Here is a 16,566-nt window from a genome sequence, read left to right as displayed (position 1 = left end):
ATTAAACTCCCAACTTCCATGACAGCGTCCGCAGCAGGTCGGCAAAAACACCGGCCGCTGTGACATCATTTCCTGCACCGTACCCGCGCAGCACCAGCGGAATCGGTTGATAGTAGCGGCTGTAAAACGCCAGCGCATTCTCACCGTTTTTGACCTTATAGAGTGGATCGTTGCCGTCAACGGCGTCGATCTTCACTTTGCAGATGCCACCCTCTTCAATCACGCCAACATAGCGCAATACTTTGCCCTCATCCTGCGCCTTCGCAACCCGGGCGGCAAAGGCGTTATCCAGCTCAGGCAGACGCTGCATAAACTGCTCAATGTCCTGGATTTCGGTCAGGCTGGCGGGCAGCAGCGGTTCAATCTCAATGTCGCTCAGCTCCAGCTGATGACCCGCTTCACGGGCCAGGATCAGCAGCTTACGCGCCACATCGGTGCCGGAGAGGTCGTCACGCGGATCGGGCTCGGTAAAGCCCATCTCACGCGCCATCGTTGTCGCCTGCGACAGTGACATTCCGTCATCCAGCTGGCCGAAGATGTAGGACAGCGAGCCAGAGAGGATACCGGAGAAGCGCAGCAGCTCATCACCGGCGTTCATCAGATTCTGCAGGTTTTCGATCACCGGCAGTCCGGCGCCGACGTTAGTATCATAAAGGAATTTACGCCGCGATTTGGCAGCGGCGGCGCGCATCTGCTGATAGTAATTCCAGGATGAGGTGTTGGCCTTTTTGTTTGGCGTCACCACATGGAAACCTTCGCTGAGAAAATCAGCATACTGATCGGCGACCGCCTGGCTGGAAGTACAATCCACAATCACCGGATTGAGCAGGTGATACTCTTTCACCAGACGGGTCAGACGACCGAGATTGAACGGCTCTTTCGCTTCGCCTAATGCCGCCTGCCAGTTGCTTAAATCGATGCCGTGGACGTGGGTTAACAGCGCCCGGGAGTTAGCGATGCCGCAGACGCGCAGGTCGATATGCTTTTTCTTCAGCCACGCCTGCTGGCGATGTAACTGATCCAGCAGCGCGCCGCCGACGCCGCCGACGCCGACCACAAACACTTCGATTACCTGATCGGTGGCGAACAGCATCTGATGCACCACGCGAACCCCGGTGATCACTTCATCATTGTTCACCACCACCGAGATTGAGCGCTCGGAGGAGCCCTGAGCAATCGCCACAATATTGATATTGGCGCGCGCCAGCGCCGAGAAGAATTTGGCTGAAATGCCGCGCAGCGTGCGCATGCCATCGCCCACCACTGAAATCACCGCCAGGTTTTCAATGATATCCAGCGGATCCAGCAGGCCATCTTTCAGCTCCAGGTAGAACTCCTCCTCCAGCACCTGACGCGCCCGCGCCAGCTCGCTCTGCGGCACGCAGAAACTGATGCTGTATTCGGAAGAGGATTGGGTGATCAACACCACCGAGATGCCGGTGCGCGACATCGCCGCAAAGACTCTGGCCGCCATCCCGACCATCCCTTTCATGCCAGGACCAGAGACGTTGACCATCGCCATATTATTCAGGTTGGTGATGCCTTTTACCGGGTTCTCATCCTGTTCGCCTTCTGCTCCAATCAGGGTGCCGGGTGCCTGCGGATTGGCCGTGTTTTTGATCAGGCAGGGGATCTGGAACTGGGCAATGGGCGCGATGGTGCGGGGATGCAGCACTTTGGCGCCGAAATAGGAGAGCTCCATCGCCTCCTGATAGGACATCGACTTCAGCAGGCGCGCATCCGGCACCTGACGCGGATCGCAGGTATAGACGCCATCCACATCAGTCCAGATTTCACAGCAGTCGGCGCGCAGACAGGCGGCCAGCACAGCGGCTGAATAGTCTGAACCGTTACGGCCCAGTACGACCAGCTCGCCTCGCTCGTTACCAGCCGTGAAGCCTGCCATCAGGATCATGTTCTGCGGCGGAATCTGACTCGCTTCAATGCGACGGGTTGATTCGGCGATATCAACAGTGGATTCAAGGTAGTGGCCGACCGCCAGCAATTTCTCCACCGGATCGATCACGCTGACCTCATGGCCGCGCGCCTGCAGCAGCGCTTCCATGATCGCAATCGAGAGTTTTTCACCGCGGCAGATAATCGCCGCGTTGACGCTGTCCGGGCACTGCCCCAGCAGGCTGATACCGTGCAGAACCTGCTTCAGCTGCGCAAACTCCAGGTCAACGCGGGTTTTCAGTCGATCGTACTCAAAGCCCGGCTGCGCGTCAGCCAGTCCCTGCAACAGCTCGCTGAAGATGCGTTCGGCGTCGCTGATATTCGGCAAAGCATCCTGACCACTGATGGTTTTTTCAATCATCGCCACCAGATGGTTAGTGATCTTTGCTGGCGCAGAGAGCACGGTTGCAACCTGTCCTTGTTGCGCATTACTTTCCAGAATGTCAGCGACGCGAAGAAACCGCTCCGCATTCGCTACCGAGGTCCCGCCGAATTTCAGCACTCGCATAATATAAACTCTCCTGAATTTAAGCCGAAAAAAAAGCCCGCACTGTTTAGGTGCGGGCTTATTTTCTGTTTTTCCTGTATGCGTCAGCCCGCACCGTTACCTGTGGTAATGGTGGTGGTAATAATTGTGGTGTTCAGGCTGATTTTACGCATTTAGATTTATTTTCTGTCTGTTTTTGTCTGTCCGTCTTGCTTCCAGAAGTAAAGCAAAGCGCACATTAAGTCAACCCGATTTGTCCGGCGGGCAGATTTCCACCACTGCGCACAGCCACCGGTGAAAGCGTAAAACGCTGTTCGATCGGTTGCGATGCAGAAATTCCCTGCGATCTGTTGCTGTAAAATCAGCTTTTTGCCGAGGATTTATCTGTGAGTTTTTTTTCAATATCGTGCAGCAGACGATGCAGCATCGCACTGTCGCGCTGTTCCAGCAGCCCTACCCGCTGATCGATCCAGTCTGACAGCTTCTCATCATCACTGACCTCCAGTTGCGCCAGCAGCTGATGGAAACGCTGACGCAGCGCCTGCAACTGCTGCCCATCCGCCGCAGAGGCTTTTGGTGCCTCAACCTGATTCAGCTTCGACAGCTGATAACAGTAGACCATCACCGCCTGTCCGAGATTGAGTGAAGGATAGTCATTCGCCATCGGGATGCCGGTCAGCAGGTCTACCTGCTCCAGCTCCTCGTTGGTCAGCCCGCTATCTTCGCGGCCAAACACCAGCGCCATACTGTTTACCCACTGGCGTTTCTCCAGCAGTTGCGTTTCAACCTGCTCCGGTGTGGCGTAATAACGAAACTTTGCCCGGCTGCGCGCGGTGGTCGCGACCGAAAAATCGATGTCCGCTAACGCGTCGGCCAGGGTTGCGAAGGTCTGAACGTTGTCGAGAATTTCGCCGGCACCATGTGCCACCCGGCGCGCGGCGGGATCCTGCCAGGCGTCACTGGCAACGATGCGCAGCTGACTGAATCCCATGGTTTTCATGGCACGCGCCGCAGCGCCGATATTTTCTGGCCGCGCGGGCGAGACGAGAATCAGGGGAAAAAGCATATTTATTCCATTGGTCCATTAACATAACGCCATATTAACATGGCTGTTAATGATTCAGTCGCCAGAAGGTAATAAGAAAATCGTGTGTTAACCATGTTAAAACTGGTTAAAAGTGATGGCCTGAATCTTTTTATCCCTGAAACGAGCTTTATTAAAGAAATCATTATTAAACCATTTATCTTCAACGAGATAGAATGTGATTTCCGGCGGGTTTTATTTTGGCCCGACTGCGTAAAAAATGTAACGAAAATGATGCTTTTTGTGAGCTAAACAGGCAATCTGCGAGAAGTTTTTCACAAAAGTGTTAACGTGCTACAATTGCATTTGATATAAGTCAACGAAGCGTTGTTTTTATGCTTATCGGTTGTAGTTGGTGCTGTTAGGTTGCTGTTAATACAGTTAGGATATGCGCCATTATCATTAACGCCCGGGGCATGCAATTTTCATCCTGACTGGCTGAGCTAATACTGTTGTTGACGTTGATAGATGGCTTATCAAAATATGATTTCGTACAACGGTTCAGCGCGGCCCACCGCTCTCGATGATGGAGAACGCCATACCGCTGTACGCCCTGTTTTCAATTTGTTGGCAAATTTTAGGTAGCTAAACATGCAGACCCCGCACATTCTTATCGTTGAAGACGAACTGGTCACGCGTAATACCCTCAAGAGTATTTTTGAGGCGGAAGGTTATGTGGTGTATGAGGCGACTGATGGTGCTGAAATGCATCAGGTGCTGACCGACAATGACGTTAACCTGGTCATCATGGACATCAACCTGCCCGGTAAAAACGGCCTGTTGCTGGCCCGTGAACTGCGTGAGCAGGCCAATGTCGCCCTGATGTTCCTGACCGGCCGTGACAACGAAGTCGATAAAATTCTTGGTCTGGAAATTGGCGCTGACGACTACATCACCAAACCGTTTAATCCGCGTGAGCTGACTATTCGTGCCCGCAACCTGCTGTCGCGCACCATGAATCTGGCCATGCCAGGCGAAGAGCGTCGTCAGGTAGAGAGCTACAAGTTCAACGGTTGGGAGCTGGATATCAACAGCCGCTCACTGATCAACCCGAACGGCGAGCACTACAAACTGCCACGCAGTGAGTTCCGCGCCATGCTGCACTTCTGCGAAAACCCGGGTAAAATTCAGACCCGTGCCGATCTGCTGAAAAAAATGACCGGCCGCGACCTCAAGCCACACGATCGCACTGTCGATGTCACCATCCGTCGTATTCGTAAGCATTTCGAATCAACGCCGGACACGCCAGAGATCATCGCCACCATTCATGGTGAAGGTTATCGCTTCTGCGGCGACCTGCAGGATTAAGCCCCTGTCAGACGCGGCAAATAAAAAACGCCCCTGCGGGCGTTTTTTTTGTCCTTAGTGTGACGGCATAATCAGTGCCACGGCATAATCGGCACGGCGCTGATCGCATTTTTCGGTGAGCCATTAACCACTTTATCGGAATAGGTCAGATAGACCAGGGCGTTGCGCTTTTTGTCGAAGAAGCGTACAACCTGCAGCTTCTTGAAGATCAATGAGGTGCGCTGGCGGAATACCACTTCACCCTCTGCTTTGCCCTGCGCGATTTTATCACTCAGTTCGACCGGACCCACCTGCTGACAGGAAATCGCGGCATCAGAGGTATCTTCTGCCAGACCCAGTCCGCCTTTAATACCCCCGGTTTTCGCCCGACTGATATAACAGGTTACATTTTTAACGTCCGGATCATCGAAAGCCTCAACGACAATCTTGTGGTCAGGCCCGAATATCTTGAATACCGTATCAACAGAGCCAATCTGTTCGGCAAACAGCGGGCTGGAAAAGGTCAGCGTGGTCAGCGCAGCGATCATAAGTCGGAATATTGTCATGGAGTTACCATTGCAAATGGAATAGATGAGAATGTAATGTACTGTTAATCGAGTTAATGACCAAACCAAAACGGGTTGAAGCCCGTACTGATTTAGCACAACCTTCCCCGGAAAACGGCCCACGTCTTTTGAGCAATGAGTGCTAATATTCTTCGAATGCGTTTAGCTGCACCACCAGAGTATGAGGATGTTTTATGGACCAAGCCGGTATCATTCGCGATTTGCTTGTCTGGCTGGAGAGCCATCTGGATCAACCCCTTTCACTGGACAATGTTGCCCAGAAAGCCGGTTACTCTAAATGGCATTTACAGAGGATGTTTAAAGACGTAACCGGACACGCAATAGGTGCCTATATTCGTGCGCGTCGTCTGTCTAAAGCCGCCGTGGCGCTGCGCCTGACCAGCCGCCCGATTCTGGACATCGCACTGCAGTATCGTTTTGATTCACAACAGACTTTTACTCGCGCATTCAAGAAGCAGTTTGCTCAGACACCGGCGTGGTATCGCCGCTCTTCTGACTGGAACTCATTCGGTATTCGCCCCCCTATTCGGCTGGACGATGAGACGCAGCCGGAACCGGCTTTCGTCACCTTACCGGAGACGGTGCTGGTAGGACAAACCCAGAACTACACCTGTATTCTGGAGCAGATTTCCAGCTACCGCGACGAAATGCGTATTCATTTCTGGAAGCAGTTCCTGCTGGAAACCGACACGGTGCCGCCGGTACTGTATGGCCTGCATCAGGTGCGCGCCAGCCAGGACAAAGATGATGAGCAGGAGATTCTCTACACCACGGCGGTGCCTGCTGACAGCGCGGTCAACCTGCACTCCGGGCAGAACGTGATTCTGGAAGCGGGCGACTACGTGCAGTTCACCTATACCGGCCCGCGCGTCAATCTGCAGGAGTTTATCCTGCTGCTCTATGGTACCTGCATGCCGACGCTGGGGCTGACCCGCCGTCAGGGACAGGACATCGAACGCTTTTACACCGATGGCGGTAAAAAACGCGCTGAGCCACCGACCGAGATCCGTTGCGAATATCTGATTCCTATTCGCCGCCAGACCGTAGCCAGCTGACGTTAAGGCTGCCGTCATCGCGACGGCAGCCTTTTAAGTAAATCAGCGTTGAAGCTCGTCGAGTGCAGGCGCATCCAGATGGGAAATATCCCCCGCCGTCTCGACAATCCAGCCTTCTGCCAGCCAGGCGCTCTGCTGATAATCAACACGTGAGAGTGAGCAGTTACGCAGACGCAGACGACGTTCCGCATAGGCGGGCAGACCGAGGATCGTGCTGACCAGCGCCCCCAGCGCCATACCGTGACTGACGAGCAGTGGACGGCTTCCGGCTGGAAGATCAAGACAGGCATTCAGCGCGGCGTGCATGCGCGTCGCCATCTCAGTCATCGACTCCCCTTCAGGAATACGGCCCCCTTCGGTACCGTTGACCAGCGTGGCGCGCCACTGCTCTTCTTCCGCGGTTAAGCCATCCAGCGGACGCTTCTCCAGCACCCCCATATTCAGCTCACGCAACCGCGGATCAAGCGTGACTGAGCAACCGCAGGCATCCGCAATAATCTCCGCGGTGCGGCGCGTACGCCCCAGATCGCTGGCAATAATGTGCGTAATGCCCAGATGTTTCACGCGCTCACCCACCTGCCAGGCTTGCTGCTCACCTTTTTCCGTCAGCGGACTGTCGGACTGACCCTGAATGCGACGCTCCGCATTCCATACCGTTTCACCGTGACGAACAAGATAGACCTGTAGCATGTTAGTTTCCGTTATACTGCGACAAAAATCGCTTTAGAGCTTACCCCATCAGGCGTCATTGTTGCAGTCAGTCTGCACACGGAGAGCGCGAAACAACCGGCGCGTACGGAAAGTACGTGAGGATTGTGAGCACTGCCCGGGTTCAGAATGACAAATCAAACAGCCCGATGGACCAGGCGCTTAATCACCTGAGGGTTCAACCAATTATGTACCATGTTGTCGCAGCCACCACCAATCCAGCGAAAATTCATGCGATTGCTCAGGCATTCAACGACGTTTTCGGCGAGGGATCCTGCCATATTGAAGGGGTCGAGGTCGATAGCGGCGTAGCAGCACAACCGTTAACCCATCTCGAAACGCGAACTGGCGCACGTCAGCGCGTGATGAATGCCCGGCAGGTCCGGCCAGAAGCAGCGTTCTGGGTAGCGATTGAGGCGGGCATCGAAGATGACAGCGCGTTTGCCTGGATGGTGGTAGAAAATCAGAAGCAGCGCGGCGAATCGCGCTCGGCCAGTTTCACCCTGCCGCCGGTGGTGCTGGCGGGTCTGCGTGAAGGCCGGGAGCTGGGTGAAGAGATGGCGCGGTTAACCGGCATCGAAAATATCAAACACCAGGGTGGCGCTATCGGGGCGTTCACAAATGGCCTGCTCAGCCGCTCCAGTGTCTATCATCAGGCACTGATTCTGGCGCTCTGCCCGTTCATCCATCCGCTTTACCAGCAGTGATCAGGCGCGTCCCAGACGCGCCTCCAGCCAGCGTTTCAGCTCCGGCGGCGCCTCTTTCAGGCTGTTCGAGCCACGGGTAATGGTCGCAATGCCAACGCCGAGCTCATTTTTCAGTTCGCGCTGGCTCATCTCGCCGTTCATTAACTCTTCGATAATCCGCAGACGGGTGCCGAACGCTTCCCGCTCGTCGGGCGTCATCATCAGTTGCATCAGTGGCAGCGCATGACCATCAGCAAAGGCCTGCTGCATCAGCACGACAAAGCGTTGCCAGCTATCTTGTGCCGGATGCGCATCGGTGGGGGAATCAGAATGGGTCATGAAGAGGCTTCCGTACTCACTAAAGAGTACGGAAGCTTAGCACAGCTAGTAACGGCGATTCCACTCAGCATCTGACAGGATCTTGTCAGGCTTGCCCATGAAGTGACGATAGTAGGCGTCGTACGCCAGCACATTCTTCACATAGCCACGCGTTTCAGAGAACGGGATGGTCTCGATAAACGCGACGGCATCAAGATTGCCCGCACTGGTTTTCTGCCAGCTTCGCACCCGGCCCGGCCCGGCATTGTAGGCCGCCGAGGCGAAGATCCGGTTCTGATTGAACTGCTGATAGACATATTCCAGATACTGGGTGCCGATCTGAATATTGGTTTCCGGATCGAGCAGCTGGCTGGTGTTGCTGTAGCCAGGGATGTTGTACATCTTCACGGTATGCGCCGCCGTGGCAGGCATAATCTGCATCAGACCGCTGGCGCCGACCGGTGAACGCGCTTTCGGATTCCAGGCGCTCTCCTGACGCGAAATCGCCATCGCATAGCTCGGCGGGATCTGCTTCACCGCGGTGTTGCGCTCATAGACGCTCTGCCACGCCAGCGGGAAACGCTCTTTCAGGCTGTCCCACATTTTGGCCGTGATGGTCGCCTGCACGCTGAGATCCCACCAGTCCTGCTCATTGGCGTAGCGTGCCAGCATCTGCTGCTGCGTGTGCGTACGGCTGCCGATCAGATTGCTCCACTCGCTGCGCGCCAGGTTATCCAGTCCCCAGTACATCAGCTCGCGAACGCGGGCCAGCTCCGGTCCCTGCACCGTGGCACTGTCAGGCTTCGGCGCTTCATCCACCTGCAACGGGTAGTCAACGCCCAGCCGCTGTGCGGCCACCATTGGATAGAAGCCACGCGCCTGCATCAGTTTGCGCAGGATCTCTTCCGCTTCCTCTTTGCGATCTTTCTCAAACAGCAGATCGGCCTGCCAGTACTGCCATTCATCTTTCTCTTTGGCTTCCAGCGGCAGACGAGCGATCCAGGTGTTAAGGCCGCGTCGGTCATGCTGAGAGAGTGCCAGTCGTACCCGGCGTTCTACCAGCGCGGTAGACTCGCTGTTCATCACCACCGCATCGCGCCAGCGTGCCTGCTCAGAGGTGAGATCGCTGCCCATCATGCGCCAGACCACAATCTCCTTCAGCGCCTGCTCATCCTCCGGTACCATCTTCTGCGCCCGGACCAGGATCGGAATCAGGCTGCGGGCATTTTCCATGTCCTGCCGCGCCACACGCGTAAAGGCGTAAATCGTCGCCTGGCGGGTAAAGTCGGTTGGCCCGACGGCGCTGGCGAAGGTGCTGACCGTTAACGGGTCCTGCTGCAGGGCCTGTATCGCGTCAGACATGGTCTGATAGTCAGTTGGCAACGTTTTCGCCAGATAGCTCACCAGGCTGTCGTTGCCTGCTTTCATCGCCAGCCGGATACGCTCCAGGATCGTAATTGGCGAAATCTGACCGGACGCCTGCCAGACCGAAAAGAGCTTATCGCAGTCCGCGGGCAGCGCCGTGCCACGCAGCCAGATCTGCTTCGCGCCGTCAAACGCGGCCTGCTGCTGACCGGTGGCCCATTTGGCGTAATACCAGTTACAGCGTGCCTGCACCGGCTTAGGTTCGGTCGGACTGAAGTTCAGCACACCCTGCCAGTCCTGTCGGTAAGCCAGCACATTAATAAAGCGGGTGCTGAGCGAACGCGCGGGTGGCAACGTTGGATACTGGCGAATAAAGTTCTGTACCGCCAGGGTGGTCTCCTGATCGAGATCCTGTGCCAGCAGGCGATATTGCAGATAAGGATAGAGCGGATAATCCTGTAGCGTGGGCAACAGCTGATCCACGGTGGCCATCTGATTGCTGTCCCAGGCCTGTTTAATTTGATGATAACGTTGCCGTTGTTGATCAAGCGAATCGGCCCATGCGCTGCTGGCCGTGCCGGCCATGCAGATCCCTATCATCCAGTTACGCCACTTCACCACGTAAATCTCCTCTGTTGCTGGGGCCGGCGAGTTGCCAGACAGTCTTCATGCTAACCAGGCCACCGGACTCTTGCCATGTTCTTCACAAAATTTACGCATACGAAAGGTAAACGCACCGTCATCGTTCAGCGTGCGCGCCGTAATTGTGCAAATTATCATCAGAAAATCTTATCACTGAACGCATTAAACTGTTGAATCATTGCGTTAAAAAAGTGGCACAGCCTTTGCTCTGTTGAATTCCATCTTGTATACCAGCTGGAATTCTTCGTATGACTTCAACCTTTGGCCTGACGCTTCACGCCTGGCAGCAGCGCTATCAGCAGGCGCCGCAACAGATTACGTCACTGCTGAACGCCCACCTGGCGGCTCTCGACACACACGATAATGCCTGGATCTATCTGGCGACACCGGAGCAGTTAGCAGCTCAGATTGAGCCACTGCTGGCGCACTATCAGCGCGATCCCGGATCGCTGCCGCTGTTTGGTGTTCCCTTCGCCGTCAAAGACAACATTGATGTAGCGGGCTGGCCGACCAGCGCCGCCTGCCCCGCCTTTACCTATACCGCCAGCGAAGACGCGGTAGCGGTCGCCCGCCTGAAAGCCGCCGGCGCGATAGTCATCGGCAAAACCAACCTCGATCAGTTCGCTACCGGCCTGGTGGGCACCCGCTCCCCGTTTGGCGCGGTCAGTAACACCTTTGATGCCGATTACGTCAGTGGCGGCTCCAGCTCCGGCTCCGCGTCGGTGCTGGCGCGCGGGCTGGTCGCCTTTTCACTGGGCACCGATACTGCGGGATCGGGCCGCGTTCCGGCGGGCTTTAACAATATTGTCGGACTGAAGCCGACCAAGGGCTGGTTCTCTGCACGCGGCGTGGTGCCCGCCTGCCGCCTCAACGACACGATTTCCGTGTTTGCGTTGACGGCAGAAGATGCCTTTAGCGTCGCCAGCGTCATGGGTGGCTATGATGCCGGTGACGCCTATTCGCGCATTAATCCGCGCACCGCCCCGGCCAGCCTGCCCGTCCATCCCCATTTTGCGGTACCTTTGAACCCGGAGTTTTTTGATGATGCCGCCGCCGAAGCCGCCTGGGACCAGGCGCTGGAGGCATTGCAGGCGGGTGGCGTGACGCTGCACCCTATCGACTTCACCCCGTTCCGGAAGCTGGCTGAACAGCTCTACTACGGTGCCTGGGTCGCCGAACGCACGGCGGCGGTGGGCGGGATGCTTGATCGCCCGGCGGAGATGGATCCGGTGGTACACGAGATTATCGCCAGCGGCCTGAAATACAGCGCAGTCGACGCCTATAAGGCGGAGTATCTGCGGGCCGAACTGACGCGCCAGATTCAGCAGACGCTGGCACAGTTTGACGCGCTGGTGGTGCCGACCTCGCCCACGATTCATACCCTGGAGGAGATGAAGCAGGAGCCGATTCACTACAACTCGCAGTTTGGCACCTATACCAACTTTACCAACCTTGCCGACCTCGCCGCGCTGGCGTTGCCCGCACCGTTCCGCAATGACGATCTCCCGGCAGGCATCACGCTGATTGCGCCCGCCTGGCACGATCGGGCGCTGGCTGAGTTTGGCATTCGCTGGCAGCAGCAGCTTGCTCTGCCGCTGGGCGCGACCGGCCAGCCCTGCCCTGCCTGGCGCATCAGCCTGCCCGCCTCCGCCGACCATGTCCGGCTGGCGGTAGTGGGCGCGCATCTCACCGGAATGCCGCTTAATTTCCAGCTCACCGATCGCCATGCCGTCTGGTTGGAAGAGACGAAAACCGCGCCACACTATCGCCTGTTTGCCCTGCTGGAGGGCGCGATCAAAAAACCCGGCCTGATGCGTGACGAACAGGGCGCCGCTATCACCGTAGAGCTGTGGGATATCCCGCTGGCGCGCTTTGGTGAGTTTGTAGCGGAGATTCCCGCACCGCTGGGCATCGGCAGCCTGACGCTGGCGGATGGGCGGGTGGTGAAAGGCTTTATCTGCGAAGGCGCGGCGCTGAACAACGCGCTGGAGATTACTGAGACGGGCGGCTGGCGCAACTGGCTGGCATCACAGGGGAGTCACTGATCATGTTCACCACCGTACTGATTGCCAACCGCGGCGAAATCGCCTGCCGCGCCATTCGGACGCTGAAGCGCCTTGGCGTCAAAAGTGTCGCGGTCTATTCAGATGCTGACCGCAACGCGCAGCACGTTAAGCAGGCGGATATCGCTATCGCGCTGGGCGGCGATAAAGCCAGCGACAGCTATCTGCGCATCGACAAAATTCTGGCGGCAGCTCAGCAGAGCGGCGCGCAGGCTATCTGGCCGGGCTACGGTTTTCTTTCAGAAAGCCAGCCGTTTGCCGAAGCCTGTGAAGCGGCGGGGATCGCCTTTGTCGGCCCCACCGCGCAGCAGATTGGTGAGTTCGGCCTTAAGCACCGTGCCCGTGAGCTGGCAGCCAGTGCGGGTGTACCAATGACGCCCGGCACACCGCTGCTTGCGTCGCTGGAGGAGGCGATGCAGGCGGCCGATAAGATCGGCTATCCGGTGATGCTGAAAAGCACGGCGGGCGGCGGCGGCATTGGCCTGACGCGCTGCGCCGACGCCGGTGCGCTCGCCAGCGCCTGGGAGAGCGTACGCCGTCTTGGCGAGCAGTTCTTCAGTGATGCGGGCGTGTTTCTGGAGCGCTGCATCGATCGCGCCCGCCACGTAGAAGTGCAGATTTTTGGTGACGGTAACGGCACTGTGGTCGCGCTGGGTGAACGCGACTGCTCACTGCAGCGCCGCAATCAAAAGGTGGTGGAAGAGACGCCCGCGCCCGGCCTGTCTCCGGCGACGCGTGACGCCCTGCTCGCCTCGGCGGTGCGGCTCGGCGAGCGGGTGAACTACCGCAGCGCAGGCACCGTGGAGTATATCTACGACGTCGACCAGCAGGCCTTTTACTTTCTGGAAGTGAACACCCGCCTGCAGGTGGAGCATCCGGTCACTGAGTGCGTCACCGGACTCGATCTGGTGGAGTGCATGTTGCAGGTGGCGGCGGGCGATGCGGTTGACTGGTCACGTCTGCAGCAGGCGCCGCAGGGCGCCGCCATTGAAGTGCGGCTCTATGCGGAAGATCCACTGAAGAACTTTCAGCCCAGCCCCGGCCTGCTAACCGGCGTAACTTTCCCTGACGGCGTGCGGGTCGACAGCGGCATCGAAACCGGCAGCGAGGTCTCCAGCTTCTACGATCCGATGATCGCCAAACTGATCGTGCATGCCGACACCCGCGATGCGGCGCTGGAAAAACTTCACCATGCGCTGGATGCCACTCAGCTGCACGGCATCGCCACCAACCTCGACTATCTGCGCCAGATTACCGCCAGCGACGCGTTTCGCAGCGGCAACGTCTGGACGCGCTACCTCGACAGCGTGGTGCCTGCCTCCTCCGTGGTGGAAGTGCTGCAACCCGGCACCTTCAGTTCGGTTCAGGACTATCCAGGCCGCCTCGGCTACTGGGATATCGGCGTGCCGCCTTCCGGCCCGATGGATGACTTCGCTTTCCGGCTGGCTAACCGCATCGTCGGTAATCATGACGCGGCGGCGGGGCTGGAATTTACCCTGCAGGGGCCGACGCTGCGTTTCCACTGTGATGCCATCGTGGCGCTGACCGGTGCTGACTGCGACGCCACGCTGGAGGGCGAACCGGTCAGCACCTGGCAGCCGCTGGCGGTGAAAGCGGGAGAGACTCTGGTGCTGGGACGCGCCCGGACGGGCTGCCGCAGCTATCTGGCCGTACGTAACGGCTTCGACGTGCCGGAGTATCTGGGCAGCCGCAGCACCTTTTCGCTGGGCCAGTTTGGCGGTCACGCCGGACGCACCCTGCGGGTTGCCGATATGCTGGCGATCTCCCAGCCTGATCGGGCAGCCTGCACCACGCCTGCCCCGGTCAGCGATCCGCAGCCGCTCGATGCGGCGCTGATTCCGCACTACGGCAGCGAGTGGCGCATCGGCGTGCTCTACGGCCCGCACGGCGCACCAGATTTCTTCACCCAGGCCGCCATCGATGCATTCTTTGCCAGTGACTGGCAGGTGCACTACAACTCCAACCGCCTCGGCGTGCGGCTGGTCGGCCCGAAACCGACCTGGACCCGCGCCAACGGCGGCGAAGCGGGCCTGCATCCCTCCAACGTTCACGACTGTGAATATGCCATTGGCGCGGTCAATTTCACCGGCGACTTCCCGGTGATCCTGACGCACGACGGCCCGAGTCTCGGCGGCTTTGTCTGTCCGGTGACCATCGCCAAAGCCGAGCTGTGGAAAGTAGGCCAGGTTAAACCTGGCGACACCATCCGCTTCCACCCCATCACCGCAGACGATGCGCTGGCGCGGGAAAAAGCGCAGATGCATCTGATTGAGACATTGCGGCCTGAGCATCCGCCCACGTTTTCCGTGCCGTCACTGGCCGAAACCGCCCACGGCTCCGCCACGATTCTGGCCGCTCTGGAGGCCACGACCAGCACGCCGAAAGTGGTCTATCGCCAGGCGGGCGACAAATATGTGCTGATTGAGTATGGCGACAATGTGCTGGATCTGGCGCTGCGTCTGCGTGTCCATCTGCTGATGAATGCGCTGACGGCGCAGGCGGAGCCCGGCGTAGAGGAGCTGTCGCCTGGCGTGCGTTCGCTGCAGGTGCGCTACGACAGCCGCATCATTAACCAGTCCCGGCTGATGTCACTGCTGCTGGCGCTGGAAGCGACGCTGGGCGACGTCAGCACGCTGAAAGTGCCCTCCCGCGTGGTGTGGATGCCGATGGCATTTGAAGACAGCGCCACGCTGGGCGCCGTCAGCCGCTATCAGGAGACGGTGCGCGCCAGCGCCCCCTGGCTGCCCAACAACGTGGACTTTATCCAGCGGATTAATGGCTTAAGCAGCCGCGATGAGGTGCGCGATACCCTGTTCAACGCCAGCTATCTGGTGCTGGGGCTGGGCGACGTCTACCTTGGCGCGCCCTGTGCCGTTCCGATCGATCCACGCCATCGCCTGCTGAGTTCCAAATACAGTCCGGCGCGCACCTTCACCGCCGAAGGCACCGTAGGGATCGGCGGCATGTACATGTGCATCTACGGCATGGATTCGCCCGGCGGCTATCAGCTGGTGGGCCGCACGCTGCCCATCTGGAACACCTTCCTGAAAAATCCGCAGTTCGCTACCGATGCGCCGTGGCTGCTGCGCTTCTTCGATCAGGTGCGCTTCTATCCGGTGAGTGAAACCGAACTGACCCAGCTGCGCGAAGATTTCCGCGAAGGCCGCGCCAGCCTGCGTATTGAAGAGACGCAGTTTGATTTTGCCGCCCACCAGCAGTTCCTCGCCGACCACGCCGCTGAAATTGCAGCGTTCCGCCAGCGCCAGGCCGCCGCCTTTGAACAGGAAGTGCAGCTATGGGCGCAGGAGGAGCAGAACGCGCCGCCGGAGGATGAAACGCGCGCCAGCGTCAGCGAAGAGGAGGAGAACGGGCTACCGGTGCAGGCGGATCTCAATGGCAACATCTGGAAAGTGCTGGTGCAGCCGGGCGACGAGGTCAGCGCCGGGCAGACGCTGATTATCGTAGAGGCGATGAAGATGGAGCTGGCGATTATCGCCCCGCAGGCCGGTCGTGTGACGCGGATTGCCTGCCAGGCGGGCCGTCCGGTCAGTCCTGGCGATAACCTGCTGTGGCTGGAATAAGGAGCGGTAATGACAACGCAACCCCACTCCCCTAAAGCCCGCCCGGAAGCGCTGGCGGAACGGGTTTATCAGGCGCTGAAGGACGATATCTTCGCCTTTCGCCTGATGCCCGGCGATCGCTTCAGTGAAAGCGAAATCGCCGGACGGATGGCGGTCAGCCGCACCCCGGTCCGTCAGGCGCTGTTCCGGCTGGAACGCGAAGGCTTTGTCGACGTCTGGTTTCGCAGCGGCTGGCAGATTAAGAACTTCGATTTCGCCTGGTTCGAATCGCTGTATGACCTGCGCACCGTGCTGGAGTGCGAGGCGGTAAAACGCCTCTGCGCCCTGCCCGCGCCGCAGTGTGCCGCGCTGTTAAACGAACTGAACCAGTTCTGGTGCGAGGCGGAGCCGCTTACAGAGGGCCTGGTGGTATCGCAGCATGACGAGGCATTTCACATGACGCTGGTGGCGGCAGCGGGTAACCCGGAGATGGCACGCATTCACGCCGAACTCACCGAGAAGATCCGCATTATCCGTCGGCTCGACTTCACTCGCGACGATCGCATCTGTGCCACTTATCAGGAACATGCACAGATTTTACAGGCAATTTTTCAGCAGCAGACCGCCGGGGCGCAACGCATCCTGACCGATCACATCGCCGTGAGTAAGGCGGAGGTCAGAAAGATCACGCTGCACCGCCTTCAGCAGGCCCGGCTCCAGCTCACCGAATAACACAACAACTACTCA

General features: G+C 58.2%; 13 protein-coding genes and 1 other annotated feature. Of the genes, 6 read left to right on the top strand and 7 right to left on the bottom strand.

The annotated features are described in order from the left end of the window. Window position 1: 1 nt before the first annotated feature. The 3 genes from thrA to HFD94_RS12055 all read right to left on the bottom strand — a co-directional run bounded on the left by thrA (window position 2) and on the right by HFD94_RS12055 (window position 3,509). Window positions 2–2,464, bottom strand: a complete 2,463-nt coding sequence (gene thrA / locus HFD94_RS12065; protein ID WP_122889265.1) for a bifunctional aspartate kinase/homoserine dehydrogenase I — start codon at window positions 2,462–2,464, stop codon at window positions 2–4. Between the two features lie 26 nt (window positions 2,465–2,490). After that, window positions 2,491–2,609: a sequence feature (Thr leader region), on the bottom strand. Continuing rightward, a complete protein-coding gene (thrL, locus tag HFD94_RS12060) occupies window positions 2,548–2,616 on the bottom strand; it encodes a thr operon leader peptide (protein ID WP_071591720.1) in 69 nt (22 codons plus the stop codon). (Overlaps the previous feature by 62 nt.) Before the next feature lie 188 nt (window positions 2,617–2,804). After that, window positions 2,805–3,509 (bottom strand): tRNA/rRNA methyltransferase, encoded by a 705-nt coding sequence (locus HFD94_RS12055; RefSeq protein ID WP_069025805.1) that lies wholly within the window; start codon window positions 3,507–3,509, stop codon window positions 2,805–2,807. Between the two features lie 609 nt (window positions 3,510–4,118). Here HFD94_RS12055 and arcA point away from each other — a divergent pair. Beyond that, a complete protein-coding gene (arcA, locus tag HFD94_RS12050) occupies window positions 4,119–4,835 on the top strand; it encodes a two-component system response regulator ArcA (RefSeq protein ID WP_010253677.1) in 717 nt (238 codons plus the stop codon). Window positions 4,836–4,906: 71 nt separating this feature from the next. On the opposite strand, the gene creA is transcribed toward arcA, so the two are convergent. Beyond that, window positions 4,907–5,380, bottom strand: coding sequence for a protein CreA (creA, locus tag HFD94_RS12045; RefSeq protein WP_167433168.1), 474 nt, complete (start codon window positions 5,378–5,380; stop codon window positions 4,907–4,909). Window positions 5,381–5,574: 194 nt separating this feature from the next. On the opposite strand from creA, the gene robA reads away from it, so the two are divergent. Next, a complete protein-coding gene (gene robA / locus HFD94_RS12040; RefSeq protein WP_033756504.1) occupies window positions 5,575–6,456 on the top strand; it encodes an MDR efflux pump AcrAB transcriptional activator RobA in 882 nt (293 codons plus the stop codon). 42 nt (window positions 6,457–6,498) lie between these two features. Here robA and gpmB read toward each other — a convergent pair whose 3' ends face one another. After that, entirely contained in the window at window positions 6,499–7,146 is a 648-nt protein-coding gene (gpmB, locus tag HFD94_RS12035; protein WP_010253664.1) for a 2,3-diphosphoglycerate-dependent phosphoglycerate mutase GpmB, read from the bottom strand. Between the two features lie 206 nt (window positions 7,147–7,352). Between gpmB and yjjX the strand changes: the two genes are divergently transcribed. Continuing rightward, on the top strand, window positions 7,353–7,871 hold the full coding sequence (yjjX, locus tag HFD94_RS12030) for an inosine/xanthosine triphosphatase (protein ID WP_010253660.1): 519 nt from the start codon (window positions 7,353–7,355) through the stop codon (window positions 7,869–7,871). Here the strand turns inward: yjjX and trpR are convergent, their stop codons facing one another. After that, window positions 7,872–8,189, bottom strand: coding sequence for a trp operon repressor (gene trpR, locus HFD94_RS12025; protein ID WP_010671698.1), 318 nt, complete (start codon window positions 8,187–8,189; stop codon window positions 7,872–7,874). A gap of 45 nt (window positions 8,190–8,234) precedes the next feature. Then, complete coding sequence (gene sltY / locus HFD94_RS12020) at window positions 8,235–10,154, bottom strand: murein transglycosylase (protein WP_167433167.1); 1,920 nt, start codon at window positions 10,152–10,154, stop codon at window positions 8,235–8,237. A 269-nt stretch (window positions 10,155–10,423) separates the two neighbouring features. Here sltY and atzF point away from each other — a divergent pair, with 269 nt between their 5' ends. From atzF to HFD94_RS12005, 3 genes are read left to right on the top strand one after another with little or no spacing between them, the layout of a single operon-like run. Beyond that, the gene (gene atzF, locus HFD94_RS12015) at window positions 10,424–12,220 is read left to right on the top strand and encodes an allophanate hydrolase (RefSeq protein WP_122889262.1); all 1,797 of its coding nucleotides are present in this window, start codon (window positions 10,424–10,426) and stop codon (window positions 12,218–12,220) included. Between the two features lie 2 nt (window positions 12,221–12,222). Continuing rightward, on the top strand, window positions 12,223–15,840 hold the full coding sequence (gene uca / locus HFD94_RS12010) for an urea carboxylase (RefSeq protein ID WP_167433166.1): 3,618 nt from the start codon (window positions 12,223–12,225) through the stop codon (window positions 15,838–15,840). 9 nt (window positions 15,841–15,849) lie between these two features. After that, entirely contained in the window at window positions 15,850–16,551 is a 702-nt protein-coding gene (locus tag HFD94_RS12005; RefSeq protein WP_010671701.1) for a GntR family transcriptional regulator, read from the top strand. The last annotated feature ends 15 nt before the right edge of the window (window positions 16,552–16,566 follow it).

Origin of the sequence: Pantoea sp. EKM20T (assembly GCF_011800485.1) — a bacterium.
Classification (GTDB): domain Bacteria; phylum Pseudomonadota; class Gammaproteobacteria; order Enterobacterales; family Enterobacteriaceae; genus Pantoea; species Pantoea agglomerans.
This window is presented reverse-complemented; position numbering and strand designations above follow the sequence as displayed.